Source organism: Streptomyces sp. NPDC003379 (assembly GCF_053589195.1).
The window spans coordinates 1-13,693 of the sequence record NZ_JBSFRK010000095.1 but is presented as its reverse complement, the minus strand read 5'-3'; the positions used below and the strand labels follow the sequence as shown (position 1 = coordinate 13,693).

Genomic DNA, 13,693 nt, shown 5'->3' with positions numbered 1-13,693 from the left:
GAGGCGGGAGGCGGCCTGGGAGCGGTGCTCGTGCTGGCGGCGGGCGAGCGTCGCCAGGAGTTCGACGAGAGCGTCGGCCGCCGTCACCATGCCGTCCTCGGCACCGTGCCGGGCCGGCGGGGCGAGCGGTTCCCATACTGAGTCGCTGACGTATGCCCAGGCTGCTTCGGCCAGCCAGTCCAGGTCGAGACGGAAGTCGCGGGCCAGGGTGAGGCCCTGGCGCAGGCAGCCGACCAGCAGCATCCGGCTGCGGCCGGTGCGCGTACGGAATTGTTCCCCGAGCGCGGTGAGTGCGCGCTGGGCGGCCTGTTGCCAGTCGCGGGCCGTCCAGCGGTCGTCGGCCTGGTCGTCGGCGCTGCGGACGGTGGAGCGGATCAGCCCGTGCAGGTGGTAGGGCCACAGGCCGAAGGCGTTCTCGCGGATGAAGGGCCGCTCGATCAGGCGCAGGGCCGGGGCTTGGTGGGTCAGTCCGGCGGCCGCGGTGGCCAGGTCGAGGTCGAAGGCGTCCAGCAGGGCCACGGAGCGCAGGACGTGCCGCTCCTCAGCGGTGAGGTCGGACAGGGTGCGGGCGATCAGCGCGGGGAAGTCGTGGTCGAAGTCGGCCGGCTGCGGTGTGCGGCCGGTGCGGCGGATTTCCAGGAACCGCATCACCGACAGGTCGAGGTAGAGCGGCAGACCGTGGGATCGGTCGCTGATGACCTGCCGGATCTCCTGGCTGATGAGCGGTTCACTGTCGCGGGTGAGCCGGCGGGCGAGGTGGTCGTCGCAGTCCTCGGGAGAGAAATCACCGACCAGGACCTGGCGCCCGTGGCCGAGGGACGGGCGGGCGGCGCGGGCGGCCGGGACAGCGGCGGGTGCTGCCAGGCCGGGCCAGGCGTTCGGGCCGGTGTAGTCGAGCTGTCCGTGGAGAGCGGGGTCGGCCCATTGCAGGCGGGAGCGGCCGGTGATGACGAAGAAGCAGTTCGGCATCAGCCACACCACCCGCTGGAGGAGGCGCTCCAGGTCGCGGTGAGTGCGGTCGCCGACGTCCTCGAAGGTGTCCAGCAGGATCACCGGCATGACGCGCTGGTCCACCGGGAGCCGGGCGAGCTCCCACGCCAGCAGATGGGGATAGAAGGACAGCGCTTCCAGGTCCGCCTCGGCCTCCAGGAGGTCCGCCAGCCGCGCGCATCCGGCGAGCGCCCGTACGGTCTGGCGCCGCTCGCGCAGCGCCCCGGTGAGGGAGCCGATCACCGCACCGACCGCCGTGCCGACGGTGCCCGGCAGGAGGAGGGCCTGGGCGGCGTCGGCGAGAGCGGACTGCATCTGCTGCGGCATCGCCTTGCCAAACCGGCCCGCGAGACCGCCGCGGCGCAGGTACTCCTCCAGGCTTTCGCCGGGGTGCTGGATCTCCCAGTAGCGGCGCAGGGCGATGTCGAAGGCGGGCAGGGGACGGCCGAGTTCGGCGAGCGCGGCGCGGATGGTGAGGATGACGTCCTCAAACGACGTGCCGGCCGAACGGCTGAGGTCGATGCGCACCGGATAGATCCGCTGTCCGGACCAGGCGGGCTCGCCCCACTGGGCGGGCCGCTGACCGGCTCCCGCCAGCGCGGCCTCCAGCTTGCGGGACAAGGTCGTTTTGCCGATCCCGCCGACGCCGTGGAACACCATCACGTTGCGGCGCGGGCACTCCAGGTCTTCGACGTCGAAGCCAGGCCCGGTGACCTGCCGCAGATGCTCGGCCAGCGCGGCCGCAACCAGCTCCCACTGCACCTGCCGGTTGGTGAACGCCTCCACGGCCCTCAGACCCCGGTCATTCGTGCTGAACAGTGCCCGCAGATCCCGGCCTGCCACGTCCCACCCCCGAAACGATGATCACTTGGGCCCAACCTATGCCCGCGCCCAAGTGCTTGGAGAAGCATCCCTTGCGTGCAGGCGGGGTGCGAAGGAGTTCGGCGCCTTCTCTCATGGTGTGTCGCACCGCTGGGCCGGTGGTCGCGGACAGGGAGACAATGGCCGTTTCACACCAAGATCAACACGAAGGTGGTGGGCCGTGTCCGACACTCCCAGCTCTGACTTCTCCGGTCTGGAAGGCGGCGTGGAGGCGCAAGCCGCGGATGCCGTGCGGGCGGTGGTGAGCTGGTACAACGACCAGCTCCTCGCCGAGCAGCGTTCCCCGGTGCCCGATGAGGAGCGGGTTGAAAAACTGCGGGCCGGCCGTCAGGCCGCGCTCGCCGACCAGCAGCAGCTTGCGACCGCCGACCCGGAGGAAGCAGCCCGGATCAAGGAGGTCTACGCGGCCCGGCTGAAGGAACTCGACGCCTCGTAGGCCGCTCCTTGGAGCGTGACGGGCAGAGACCACACAGAGGGGTGCGGCCGGTCGATCCGGATCGGCTGCATCCCGGGCGGCATCAGCGGGCGGGCGAGCGCGAGCATCTCCTCCAGTTCGTCGCGGTGCCGCGGGAGCGCTCGCCACAGACCGTGATGGAGGCGGAAGAACGCGGCGGCCTCCTGCTCGGTGTACGGGCGTGCCCGTTCCGCCGCCAGGGCCCATGACGCGCTCGCGGCGCCGCCGGCCTCGTGGCGCAGCAGGGCCCGGCCGTCCCGCCGGATCACCGTGATCGCGGCGATCGCCGGATGGCGCTCGGCGGCGGTGACGACATCGGTGAGCGCGTGGAAACAGGTCCGGTGCCCCGACCGCGTGGTGAACCTGGGGGTGAGACCGATCTGCAGAGACCGGGCGTAGCGCAGCGCGGTGGCCTGACGGCTGTCGGCCTCACGGACGGCCAGGACCACGAGCTCGACCGGGTAGCCGCTGGCCGCAAACGGCAGTGCGCTGTCGAACAGCTCCTCGACGCTTCCCGGCGCGCCCTCGATCAGGACGTCACCACGCCGCTCCTGCACATACTGCTCAGCCTGGGTGAACCAGGCCCGGTAGTCCGCCCGGATCGCCGCTCCGGCACGGCGGGGGTCCTCGCGCAGCAGCCGCAGGTAGTCCGGGTGCTGGGCCTTGAAGTCGTCGCCGATCAGGTGAGTCGTCCCCGGCCGCATCGCGCGCCGCACCATCCTCGCGGCCAGGAGCTTGCCCGCCCCGGGCTGGCCCAGCACGTAGACGGCGCGCGGATCGGGCCGGCTGATGATGCCGCTCAGGTAGGACGGGGCGATCAGCTCGTCGAAGACCCAGCGGTGTTCGTCGGCGGAGAGGCGGTGGTAGTCGACGCCGGGCGCTCGCCGCCGGGGCTGAGCGATGCGCCGTACGGGCTCGGCGAGCGCGGCCGCGCGCCGGACGTCCCGGTGAACGGCCAGGCGCTCGTCCTCGGGCAGATCACGGTGCACCCGCACCTCGGCACGCGTGAGCGCGTGGTGGAAGACGGCCGTCTCCTTCGCGCTCCAGGGGCGGCGCTGCTCGTACACCACAGCCCTGTCCGCAGCGGTCCGGCGCCGCCACGTGCCGTCGAGCAGTTCGTTGTCGTACAGCACGGTGCCGTCGCGGCGGACCACGGTGATCCGGTCGGCCAGGTGCTCGGCCTCGATGACCGACAGCGTCGCCGGCAGCTCCTCGACACATGTGTCGAGGTTGTCCCAGGCCACATACCGTGGGCCCTCGCCGCCGGCCGCCCCGTCCAGAAGGCGGTCCAGGGTCCCGAGCTGGCTCCACGCCTCCGCGGTCGCGACCACGACGATCTCGATCCGGTGGCGGGAGCGCCGGTATGCCTTTGAGGAGGTGCGGAACTCGTCCGCGTCGGCGAGGGCGGATTCGACGACCGCGTCGAACCGCCGCGCGCGGACGTGCTCCTCGACCTCGGCCTGCCAGCGGCTGGTGTCCGGCCGCACCGCGGCACCGGCGGTGCGGATGTCGGCCGCCAACGCCGCGGCGTAAGCGCGGTGCGCGTTCTTGTAGAGGTCGCGGCAGACCCGCACCGCGCCGCCCCGGCGGTCGAGCGCGGCCTGAATCCAGTCCGCGATCTCGGTCTTCCCTGCTCCGGGCTGACCGGCGACCACGACGACGACCGGCCGAGCCTGCGCTGGGGCGTTGCACGTCGCTGCCGGAAGGATGCACCGACGCAGCACGTCTTGGTGCTCCTCCTCGCTCAGTACCGCCGGGGTGACGCGCTCCAACTGGCCCTCCACGTAACGGAGTTCTCGCTTGCGGTGATCAAGAGGCAACACGCTAGCACAGTAGTACTAGGGATAAATTCACCGGCTAAATCGGAGGGTAAATAGTGGTAGTGTCTGGGGTGGAGGTAGACAGATATGGCATCCGAGGAAGAGCTGTTCGCATCCGTCGACGCACTGCTGGAGGAGGAGCCGCAGCTCCCGCCCCCTGCCGAGCGGGCCCGCTTGCGTCAAGCCGCCGGCATCACCCAGGCCCGTCTCGCACAAGCCCTCAAGTCCACGACCCAGACCGTCAAGAACTGGGAGAACGGCCGTTCCGAGCCGAAACCGCCGCGCCTGGAGGCGTACCAGCGGCTGCTGAACGGCTGGGCGGCACGGTTCCCCGCCCACGCAGCTCCCTCTGCCCCGGCCCCGGCCGTCACGCCGCAGCCGGAAGTGCCCGAAACGTTCACCGGCCCGGCCGCCTCCGAAGAGGCGACTGCCGACGCACCGGCTCCGGCTCCGGTCGCCCCGGCCGCGCCCGAGCGTCCGGCTGCGCGCCCGGCGACGTCGCGGCGTCCGGCGGCGAAGAAGGCTGCCGCGCCCGCCGTCGACCCGCGTTTCCCGCACGGCCCGCTCGCTGTCCTCGATGGCCACGGCTCCGCGTACGGCGTCAACGGCCTGGTGCTGGACTGCCCGGCGACCACCGTGGTGGAGCTGGTGGAGTGGACGCTGCGCGAGTCCGGCCTCGGTGCCGCGAAGCTGCACCGATACGGCAAGGACGCCGACCCGCTGATCGTCCTCACGGCATCCGCGGCCGCGAAGCTCGGGCTGCCCGAGCGCCTGGAGGACCGGCGCGGCCTGCGCTTGGCGGAGGACCACCCGGTCGTCAAGCAGATCCTCAAGGCGAAGTGGCAGCTCACCCAGCGCGGATTCGGTCCGTGGCCGCGGATCTACCGCAAGGCCCAGGGCCGCGACCGGCAGTGCGTGCAGCTCGCGGTCCTGCCCTGGGACGCCCTCGACAAGCGGGACTGGCCCGGCGTCACCGACATGGAGCCGGCCGACGTCGCCCGCGTGATGGGCCTGTACGCGCAGCGGGTCACGACCCCGCGCGGCGGCACCGCCGTGACCGGCCTGGAGCTGATGACCGCGCTGCGCCCGCCGACCCGCCCGGAGCGCGATGCGGAGACCGGGAACTGGATCTCGGGCCACAACCCCGGCAGCCTGGGCACCGAGCCGATGGACCCGGCGCCGCCGGAGGGACAGCCTGAGCACCCGGCGATTCACCGGATCGGCTGGAAGGGCGGCTTCCTGCATGAGGAGGCCTACCAGTGGGTGCGCAGCGTGGACACCCTCACCGATGAGGAGTGCACGCTGCCCTACGCGGTCGGCCTCGACCTCAACACCGCGTTCCTCGCGGCCGCCGCCCGCCTCACCGTCGGTCTCAGCGCACCGGATCACTTCGTCGGCCCCAAGTTCAACCCGAAGGTCCCCGGCTCCTGGCTGGTCGACCTCTCCCACATCGAGCTGGACCCGCGCCTGCCCTCGCCGTTCACGCCGACCGGCGAGCGTCCCACGGGCCCGGCCTGGTACCAGACACACACCGTCGCCTACGCCCAGGAACTCGGCTACAACGTCCAGCCGATCGAGGCCTACCTGCGCCGGGAGACCGGCGCGTACCTGGACCCGTGGCACGACCGCCTCAAGACCGCCTACGTCGACACGCTCGCCGACATGGGCGTCACCAAGGACCTCACCGACAAGCAGTTCCTCGCGGCGATGGAACAGCACAAGTCCGACCCGGTCCTCGCCGCGGTGCTCACCGCGATCAAAGCCACCATCAAGGGCGGCATCGGGAAGCTGTTCGAGAACCCGCAGGGCAAGGGATACAAGGACGGCGAGCCATGGCCGGCCATGCAGCGCCCGACCTGGCGGCCCGACATCCGCGCCGCCGTCATCTCCAAGGCGCGGGTCAACATGCACCGCAAGATGCTGAAGATGGCGGAGTTCACCGGCCTGTACCCGCTCGCGGTGCTCTCCGACTGCGTCGTCTACCCCGCTCCTGGCCCGAGCCCACTGGACTTCCTCCCGTACGCGGAGTCCGGCAAGCCCATCCCCGGCGCCTTCCGCCTCGGGCCCACGCCCGGCCTGGCGAAGCTGGAGGGCGTTCAGTCGATGCTGTGGGCGGTCGACCTGATGGAGAAGGACCTGAACCCGGCCCGCCACATCAAGGGCGGTGACGCCGTCCTTGAGGACGGCGAGTAGCTTCCCACCCCGCCTGCTCCGCCCGACTCCACACCAAGGACCGCACCGATGACCTCCACCGACCGCATCCGTCCTCGCTGGGCCCTGCCGACCAGCCCGCCGGGCTACGACCCGGTCCTGTTCGCCTGGGCGATGCGCGACATGCGCCTGACCTGGCGCGCCCGCGGTGTTCTGGCCGAACTCACCACGGGATACACCGACGACGACCGGCCCCTGATGTACCAACTTACTTCGCTGACCCGAAGTGAGCGGCTGGCTGCCGAAGGCCGAGAGGCGTTCCGCAAGGCCGTCGCAGAGCTCCGCGCGCTGGGCTACCTCGAACCGGAGGGCGACGGTGTTGCCGAACGCTTGGTCGTGAACCTCGACGCGGCCAAAGACGCACGCCCCGTTCACGACCGGTTTCACCGTGACGACGACTACGACGGGAGCTGAGCTGTGAAGGAGATCGAGGACGCGATCGAGCGGGCCGACCGCGAGGCGTTCACCAAGGACCCGCCCAAGACGTTGAAGGGCCAGATCGGGTTCCTGCTCAAGCAGTTCGGCAGCGCGAAGGCCGTCGCCCAGGAGCTCGGCGTCACCGCCGATTCCGTCAACCGCTACCGGCGCGGCGCCCGCAAGCACGCCCGCGCCGACGTCGCCGCGAAGATCGACGACGCCGTACGGCAGCGGTGGCAGCCGCTGGTGCGCAAGCGCCGGCAGAAGCAGGCCGCCACCACGAGCGGAATCACGGTGGAGACCCGGGCCCGGTTCGGCTACACCGCGCCCGTCGGCACAACCGACGACGGACGGTTCCGCCGCCTCACCGTGCACCTCCCCCCGGAGTACGCCCGCCGCCTCTTCGACGCCCGCGACACAGGGGCCAGCGACCAGCAGATGCGCGGAATCATCGCCGAAGGGTTTAAGGAAGTGTATTTCCAGGACGGCGGCGGCCGCGCTATGGGATTGTCGGACGTAGAAATCAACGACATCGACTACCTCGATCTGGATTACTGACTAGGAGCGAATACGTGACCGCTGAATTTCTGCCCATCGACCGCGACAAGGACCACCTGATCCGCGCGGACTACGACAGCGTTCGTATCGCCGACGCGCTGCGCCGCAGCCCGCACTTCACCGCCGCGTACGCCAACCCCGGCGACTACGACGTCGTCTTCGCCACCTCCGACACCGGTGACGGCCGGGCCTGGCTCCTCACGCTGAAGGACCCGGCCCCCTCCGACGACGACATGCTCGGCGAGCCCGTCCTGCACGAGGCCCTGGCGGCCGCGGTCCTCAACCACCCCGACTTCGTCGGCGCCACCCCGGACTACCCCAGCGACGGCGACATCACCATCCACACCCGCGACGGCCAGCGCTACCTCGGTGTCATCGGCATCGCCACCGACGAGGACACCGCCCTGCTGAAGCAGCCGTCCCCGGCCGTCGACGTCGCCCTCGCCGCCGACAAGCTGCTCGCCAGCGACCCGAGCGACTCGGAGCGCGCCACGGCCGAACTCCTCAGCCACATCGCGGCCACCTGGGACAAGCAGGACCTCCCGCTGCGCGAGCACACCCAGGCCGTCGCCCGCACCCTGCGCACCCAGTAGGAGGGGATCCGCCCATGCCCGCATCCACGGCCACCTGGCGCGCGTACCGTGAGGAGACGTGAGCCGAAGCACGATAGTTGTCACAAAGGCAGCTTGTTGTCACCGGAACCGCCGGACTACGTGCGCGGGGCTGGCCGCCAGTGCTGCGGAGCAGGTCAGGCGGATACAGGACGCCGCAGCCGGTGACAACCGCGATGCGTCGCGCCTTGCTGGTGACAGGTAGCCCGCCTCATTGGTGACAACTACCGTGCTTCACCCGGCTGAAGCCGCAGCTCAGCGGAGGCCGTTGGTGACAGCTATCGTGCTTCGGCTCAAGACGACCCGCCGGGAGGACCAGATGAGCGCGCAGCCCGACCACGCACCCCTCACGCCGTACGCCCCCGCGCCCGGGGCACCGGCCGAACTCCTCGCCCAGCTGCGCGCCGACAAGCGCGCGGACCGCTGGGTGCCGGCCTTCGAGCGCGAGTGGTCGGCCGCCCTCGAGGAATCCCGCCGCAGCTTCTCCCTGGCCGGTCTCTACGAGGTCATCCAGGACTGGCAGGGCCGCATCGCGCACGCCCCGGCCGTCGACGCGTTCGTCGCCTCCGGCTACGACGACAGCGACGCCGTCGACCTGGCGGAGCTCCGCCACCGTCGCGGGTGAGCCCGGCGCCGTACGCGGTCCGCGTCTCCGCCCCGGCCGCCAAGGTCCTCGACGCCCTGCCTGAGCATGCGGTGGACACCGTGTGGGACATCCTCACCGCGGCCGCCGCAGATCCGTGGGGCTTTCGGCAGTTCGACACCGACGACGACGAGGGCGAGGACGTCCGCTACGCGGCTGTCGGCCAGCTCTCCGTCACCTTCTGGGTCAACCGGCCCCTGCGCAGCCTGACGGTTCTGAACATCGTCTGGCTCGGGTAGCCACCCGTGACAACGGCCTGACCCCGGCATCGCAACTGCCGGGGTCAGGCCGTTTCCGATCGTAGCCACCGCCGTATCCACCGGTAGTCACCCCGGCGGCAACGCGTAGCCAGGCGGTTGTCACCAGGCGCCGCGCGGGCGATCGGCACCGAGCTGCACCTCGCGCCGGCACTCCGGGCACTCCGGCAAGCCTTCCACCCGGCGCGGCCTGTCGTCCTTCGCCCAGCTGAACCCGCACAGCGCCGTGTTCGAGTACAGCTCGACCTGGCCGTCCTCGCTGGCGTGCGAGCCGTAGCCCGGCACCCTCCAGGTGAACGTCGCCTCCCCGTCGTACGGGCCGCCCTCGGGCCAGTCGTAGACCGGCTCGGTGGTCGTGCAGCGCATCCGCAGGTCAGGCCCCGTCCATTTCTTGCCGTAGACGATCTCCGCAGCAGCGTCGGCCGCGTCCGCAAGGCGCTCGAAGGACAGGTCGTAGTCGCGCATGTGCTCCCAAGAGCCCGGCTTCTGCGTCTCACGCATCAGCGAGCGGAACATCAGCAGCAGCCGGGCCAGGTCGTGGTGATGGACGCGCACCGTCCGGGTGGCGTGGTCGAAGCCGTAGGTCGGGTCGTAGGGCGGCCTGTTCGGCATCGGTCCTCGTTCGCTCGGCTGGCGGCGGCCTGGACGACGTCGTGGTCGTCCCTGTGCTCAACGAAGCCGCCCCGCCGGAGCCACGCCGATCTCCGCCATCCGTGCGCTGGCCGACCCGCGAGGGGCTGCGCGTCTCAGGCCGGTGGCGGCGTCGCTCCGGGCAGCTCCCCGGCGAAGTCCCACCACTGCTCGATGGTCCACACGGCGACGCTGGATCGGTCGGTGGACATCCGCAGCCACACCTCCTCGCCGCCGGGCATGAGCGCCACCTCCAGGTGCGCCTCGTCCCACGTGCCCACCGGGTACATCCACTCGATGCCGTCGGGCCACGTCCGCATCGCCACCGTGCGCACGCTCAGCGCCGCGGCGAAGGCGTCCAGCGCCGTCTTGGGTATCCGCACCTCCGCCGGCTCCCGCTCCATCCCCGCCACCTGGTCCCCTTCGGCTCGTGCGGCGGGCCCGCGCCTGCCGTCGCGGGTCAGCGTGACAGACCCGCGCCGCGCACGGTGTCACGCTGTGAGGCTGGCAGGCTCACAGGCCGTTTTCCCAGGTGGGCGGGGTGAACTGTGAGGCTGTGAGGTGGAGCTCGCGCCCTGTGCTCCCGCGCGCCCTGGTGGTGCCCGTCGGCGCGGAGGACGATGGAGTCGTGGGCGAGGACACCGAGGACCAGGAGCACGGCGTCGAACCGGCGCGGCCGCCGCTCACCGCGGCCCGCGCCCGGGAGATGACGGCCGGGCTGCGCGAGGCGATGGACGACGTCCGGCGCTCCGTGGCCGTGCTCGCCGCCCGGGTCCGCGACGCGCACGCCGCCCGCGTCTGGCTCCCCCTGGGGCACAGCAGCTGGGAGTCGTACTGCCGGGCGGAGTTCGGCATCAGCCGCGCCCAGGCGTACCGGCTCCTCGACGTCGCCCGTGCGCTCGCCGCGATCCACGACGCCGTCGCCGCCGGCCCCGGCCTGTCTCGCACGCGAGACACCGACCCGGCCGCCGCGGCCGCGCTCGACTACGGCCTGTCCCAGCGGGCCCTGATCGCCGTCTCCGGCCGTACGGACGACGTCGCGGAGATCATCGCCCGCCGACTCGCAGCGCTCGCCCACAGCGGCCTCCAGGCCCTCGATGAGGCCACGGTGCGCGCCGTGGTCCGCCAGGCCGTCCGCGACGTCCGTACCGCCCCGCCACCACCGCCCGCCGAACCGCCGACGGACCCGACCGTCGCCACGTTGCGCCGCGTCGTCGACGACCTCGCCGCCAGCACCCACCAGATCGGGGAGCTGATGCTCGAAGTCGCCCCGGCGTACCTGACCGACGCCGAGGCCGCCGACGTCCTGGCGCCCCTGTGCGACGAGATCGGCGAGACGGTAGAGAACGGACTCGCTGCCCGCCGCTATGCCCTGACAGGGGACCGCCGGGCCCTGGCCGGGACGCTGCTGTAGTCGCTGCTGTCGTGGTCCTGGTCGTGCTCGTGGTCTGCCGCCCGGCCGCACATCGGGTCCAGCGCAGCCTTTACATGGGCCAGGCGGCGCACGGGTGCTGCACGGGTAGCAGGCCAGCCTCGGCCAGCGCAGCACGGCCAAGTGCTGCCCGCTGCTCGGCCCCCGCTGCTACCCGCCGATGTCCGCTGCCCCATGGACAGGCATCAGGAGCACGGGCCCGTCCCGACGGCTGAATATCAGCGCAGATCTGCCATGTCCGGCAGGAGATCCATGCACGGCTGCTGCATACAGCGTCCGTGCTCCGAGGGGCCGCCGGTTGTTCTGCTCCTCCAGAACAAGCCGGTTCACCTGGTGCTACCGGCCACCCGTTGCTCGCAGCGGGCGCGGACGACGGAGCGGCCTGCGTTTGTTCTGCTCTCCCAGAACAAGCCGGTTTACGTAGTGCTACCGGCTTGATCGCGGACAGGCATGAAGAAGGCGCCGCACCCGGGGTGCAGCGCCTGTGTGTCTTCGTGGGACCAGGAGCCTGCTGGAGAGCCGTTCAGGGTCCTCGGTGGGGTGTTCAGCCGGTGGCGGCGAGATTGGCCACCTGGGCGGCGAACCGGGCCCGTCGCTGCTCGGTGAAGCTCTCGGGGTCGGCGGCCTTGATCTCGGGCACTGCCATGACAGGGGAGGAGACCGCACCGCCGGTCAGCAACGGGTGGAGCTGGTAGCGACCGTCCTCGAGGCCCCAGGCGAGTCCGCACTCGCGCAGCTCCTTGAAGCCGCGGTTCACGGTCGGCTTGCTCGCGCCCAGCTCGCGTGCCATCTCGTTCTGGCTGATCTCGGCGGTGCCGGTCTCCGGGTCGCTGAGGTACAGCAGCTGGTCCAGGACGCGGCGGCCGGCGGTGGAGACGTCGACCAGGGCCAGGAGGCGCAGGACGTCACGAGAGATCGTGACGGGTGCCTCGGTGGGAGGGCTGGGGACGTAAGAGCTACTCACGGAGCCTCACCACTTCCGATCCGGTTGACGTGTAACGAGGATATGCCGCGCGCGGTCATGCGCTCGCCTTGCGCACGGGCCGACGCTGCCGCAGCGTGACGACCTTCTCCTTGCGGCGGGCCGACTCGGCGGCCTTCTTCTCAGCCTCGCGGGCCTGGCGCCACTCGGTGGGGTAGTCGGAGTGCGGGATGATGCAGGCCGGGCCCTCCGCGCTGTTCCACAGCGCCTGCCACTTCTCCTGCTCGCCGGAGGTGCCGGCCACCGTGAGCCACGGGTTCAGCTGGAGGATCCCGCGCTTGGCGGTGCGCATCCAGCCGATGTGCGCGAAGAACTGCGACGCCTCGTTCACCGAGGCCGCCGACAAGTTGCACCGGGCCTGGAGGTCGCGCTGGCTCGTCTTCACGAAGCCGCGGGCGGCGGCCCGGAGGTTGTCGTCGGCGCGGTTGGCGTTCTGCAGCGCCACGAGCTTGCACCAGACCTGGAACCAGGAGCCGGGCATCTTGAGGCTGCCGAGGACGTCCATCAGCAGCCGGGCGTCCAGCACGTAGCCACTGCACTCCGCGCTCGCGGCGAACTCGCGGCCCTTGATCTTCTCGACGCCCAGGATCAAGCCGCCCTTGCCGTCCGACCGCGCGACGACGCGCTCGCCGGGGCGGACGATCGGCAGCTGTTCCATCAGCACAGTCCTCCAGAGATGATCAACGTTTCGGGGAGCACGGTAGCACTAGGTAAACCGGCTTGTTCTGGAGGGGCAGAACAAACGGTGCCTCACCGTCACCTGACGCCTCGTCAGTTTTGGGGGGTGTTTGTTCTGGATCTCCAGAACACCCGAGACGCGTTTGTTCTGGAGATCTAGAACAAACGGTTTCACATCACCGCAGGTCAAAGCCGGTTTCGACGCGGAACTCTCTTATGTGTCACTAGAGCTCGGCTGCCACACGAACCCCCGCCGACACGCCGCGCGGTGCCCGGCACAAGCAGCTGGCAGCAGCGGGCGTGTCGCCGTCGACAACCACCGGATCGAGGAGGCCGGCCCCCCGTGGCTGAGCTCGCTTCGAGTGCGGGACCGCGTCCCCGTGCGGGCCGTGGACAGCAGCAACGGCTCTGAGTCTCGGGTGGTACCGGCCGAGACGCTCAAAAGCACGGAAGCGTGGCCGGTGCCGGTGGGCGGTTCCGCCGCCCGGCCCCGGGGGGCCGTTCGGCTCCGGTACCTCCGCACGTCGAATTCCGGCGCTCGCACATCTGAGCTTCCGTTCTGTGGCTGAGCAATTCACGGCTGCGCAATCTCGAATTTTGCCGGTAGTTTTTCACTGAGGGTTGGGGGGTGTGGCTGGAACCCAAAGGCTACACAGCGAGAGGTCATGATGCATCAGTCTGGCAGTGGGTTCGCTCGCCCGGGTGATGCGGCGGCGGATTCTGCACCACTCGGAAGGTTGGGCGTGTATGCTGACGTCGTATCGGTAAGCGTCAACGCCCCGATTCGGTGCTAGGAGAGGGGTTCGGGTGAAGCGCAGCGGAGCCCGTCACTGCGGTAAGGCCGGCACTCGATCGGGCCGACGGTCCGTCACCTCCGTTGTGGGGGTGGTGGCTGGGATTCCCAAGCCCTACACAGGCCCGCGCGTGATGCACCTCCGCTCATGGCCAGCCTGGGTGACCACGCTTGCGCGGTCACCTTCAATTCGCGCTTGCGCGAATTGAACTCCGTTCGGAATTCCGCTTGCGGAATTCCATTCCGGCGCTTGCGCCGGAATCCGAATTGCGCTTGCGCAATTCGCGCTCTATGCCCCGGCTTGCCGGGGCATATCCCGCGGAGCGGGATATGCC

Annotated in this window: 14 protein-coding genes; 8 read left to right on the top strand and 6 right to left on the bottom strand. The window is 70.6% G+C overall.

Going from position 1 to position 13,693, the window contains the following annotated elements; translation table 11 throughout:
* The coding region (locus tag ACWDVB_RS39475; RefSeq protein ID WP_451519796.1) for an ATP/GTP-binding protein at window positions 1-1,833 on the bottom strand (1,833 nt) is incomplete at its 3' end.
* Between the two features lie 199 nt (window positions 1,834-2,032).
* On the opposite strand from ACWDVB_RS39475, the gene ACWDVB_RS39470 reads away from it, so the two are divergent.
* On the top strand, window positions 2,033-2,308 hold the full coding sequence (locus ACWDVB_RS39470; RefSeq protein WP_451519797.1) for a hypothetical protein: 276 nt from the start codon (window positions 2,033-2,035) through the stop codon (window positions 2,306-2,308).
* Here ACWDVB_RS39470 and ACWDVB_RS39465 read toward each other — a convergent pair.
* Window positions 2,272-4,149 (bottom strand): zeta toxin family protein, encoded by a 1,878-nt coding sequence (locus ACWDVB_RS39465; protein WP_451519798.1) that lies wholly within the window; start codon window positions 4,147-4,149, stop codon window positions 2,272-2,274. The genes ACWDVB_RS39470 and ACWDVB_RS39465 overlap by 37 nt on opposite strands.
* An 84-nt stretch (window positions 4,150-4,233) precedes the next feature.
* On the opposite strand from ACWDVB_RS39465, the gene tap reads away from it, so the two are divergent.
* From tap to ACWDVB_RS39435, 6 genes are all read left to right on the top strand, one after another.
* A complete protein-coding gene (gene tap / locus ACWDVB_RS39460) occupies window positions 4,234-6,339 on the top strand; it encodes a telomere-associated protein Tap (protein WP_451519799.1) in 2,106 nt (701 codons plus the stop codon).
* Between the two features lie 48 nt (window positions 6,340-6,387).
* Window positions 6,388-6,771, top strand: coding sequence for a hypothetical protein (locus tag ACWDVB_RS39455; protein WP_451519800.1), 384 nt, complete (start codon window positions 6,388-6,390; stop codon window positions 6,769-6,771).
* Window positions 6,772-6,774: 3 nt separating this feature from the next.
* A complete protein-coding gene (gene tpg, locus ACWDVB_RS39450; RefSeq protein ID WP_451519801.1) occupies window positions 6,775-7,332 on the top strand; it encodes a telomere-protecting terminal protein Tpg in 558 nt (185 codons plus the stop codon).
* Between the two features lie 14 nt (window positions 7,333-7,346).
* On the top strand, window positions 7,347-7,925 hold the full coding sequence (locus ACWDVB_RS39445; RefSeq protein ID WP_451519802.1) for a hypothetical protein: 579 nt from the start codon (window positions 7,347-7,349) through the stop codon (window positions 7,923-7,925).
* A 337-nt stretch (window positions 7,926-8,262) separates the two neighbouring features.
* The gene (locus tag ACWDVB_RS39440; protein WP_451519809.1) at window positions 8,263-8,568 is read left to right on the top strand and encodes a DUF6247 family protein; all 306 of its coding nucleotides are present in this window, start codon (window positions 8,263-8,265) and stop codon (window positions 8,566-8,568) included.
* Window positions 8,565-8,825 carry a hypothetical protein gene (locus tag ACWDVB_RS39435; RefSeq protein WP_451519803.1) on the top strand — a complete coding sequence of 87 codons (261 nt, stop codon included), beginning with the start codon at window positions 8,565-8,567 and terminating at the stop codon, window positions 8,823-8,825. Before ACWDVB_RS39440 ends, ACWDVB_RS39435 begins: the two co-directional genes overlap by 4 nt.
* 120 nt (window positions 8,826-8,945) lie before the next feature.
* Here ACWDVB_RS39435 and ACWDVB_RS39430 read toward each other — a convergent pair whose 3' ends face one another.
* On the bottom strand, window positions 8,946-9,455 hold the full coding sequence (locus ACWDVB_RS39430; RefSeq protein WP_451519804.1) for a hypothetical protein: 510 nt from the start codon (window positions 9,453-9,455) through the stop codon (window positions 8,946-8,948).
* 134 nt (window positions 9,456-9,589) lie between these two features.
* Entirely contained in the window at window positions 9,590-9,877 is a 288-nt protein-coding gene (locus tag ACWDVB_RS39425; protein WP_451519805.1) for a hypothetical protein, read from the bottom strand.
* Window positions 9,878-10,050: 173 nt separating this feature from the next.
* Here ACWDVB_RS39425 and ACWDVB_RS39420 point away from each other — a divergent pair, with 173 nt between their 5' ends.
* Window positions 10,051-10,887, top strand: a complete 837-nt coding sequence (locus ACWDVB_RS39420) for a hypothetical protein (protein WP_451519806.1) — start codon at window positions 10,051-10,053, stop codon at window positions 10,885-10,887.
* Window positions 10,888-11,449: 562 nt separating this feature from the next.
* On the opposite strand, the gene ACWDVB_RS39415 is transcribed toward ACWDVB_RS39420, so the two are convergent.
* Together ACWDVB_RS39415 and ACWDVB_RS39410 are read right to left on the bottom strand one after the other, a co-directional pair.
* Window positions 11,450-11,869 carry a helix-turn-helix domain-containing protein gene (locus ACWDVB_RS39415; protein ID WP_451519807.1) on the bottom strand — a complete coding sequence of 140 codons (420 nt, stop codon included), beginning with the start codon at window positions 11,867-11,869 and terminating at the stop codon, window positions 11,450-11,452.
* A 55-nt stretch (window positions 11,870-11,924) separates the two neighbouring features.
* On the bottom strand, window positions 11,925-12,545 hold the full coding sequence (locus ACWDVB_RS39410; protein ID WP_451519808.1) for a hypothetical protein: 621 nt from the start codon (window positions 12,543-12,545) through the stop codon (window positions 11,925-11,927).
* Between the last annotated feature and the right edge of the window lie 1,148 nt (window positions 12,546-13,693).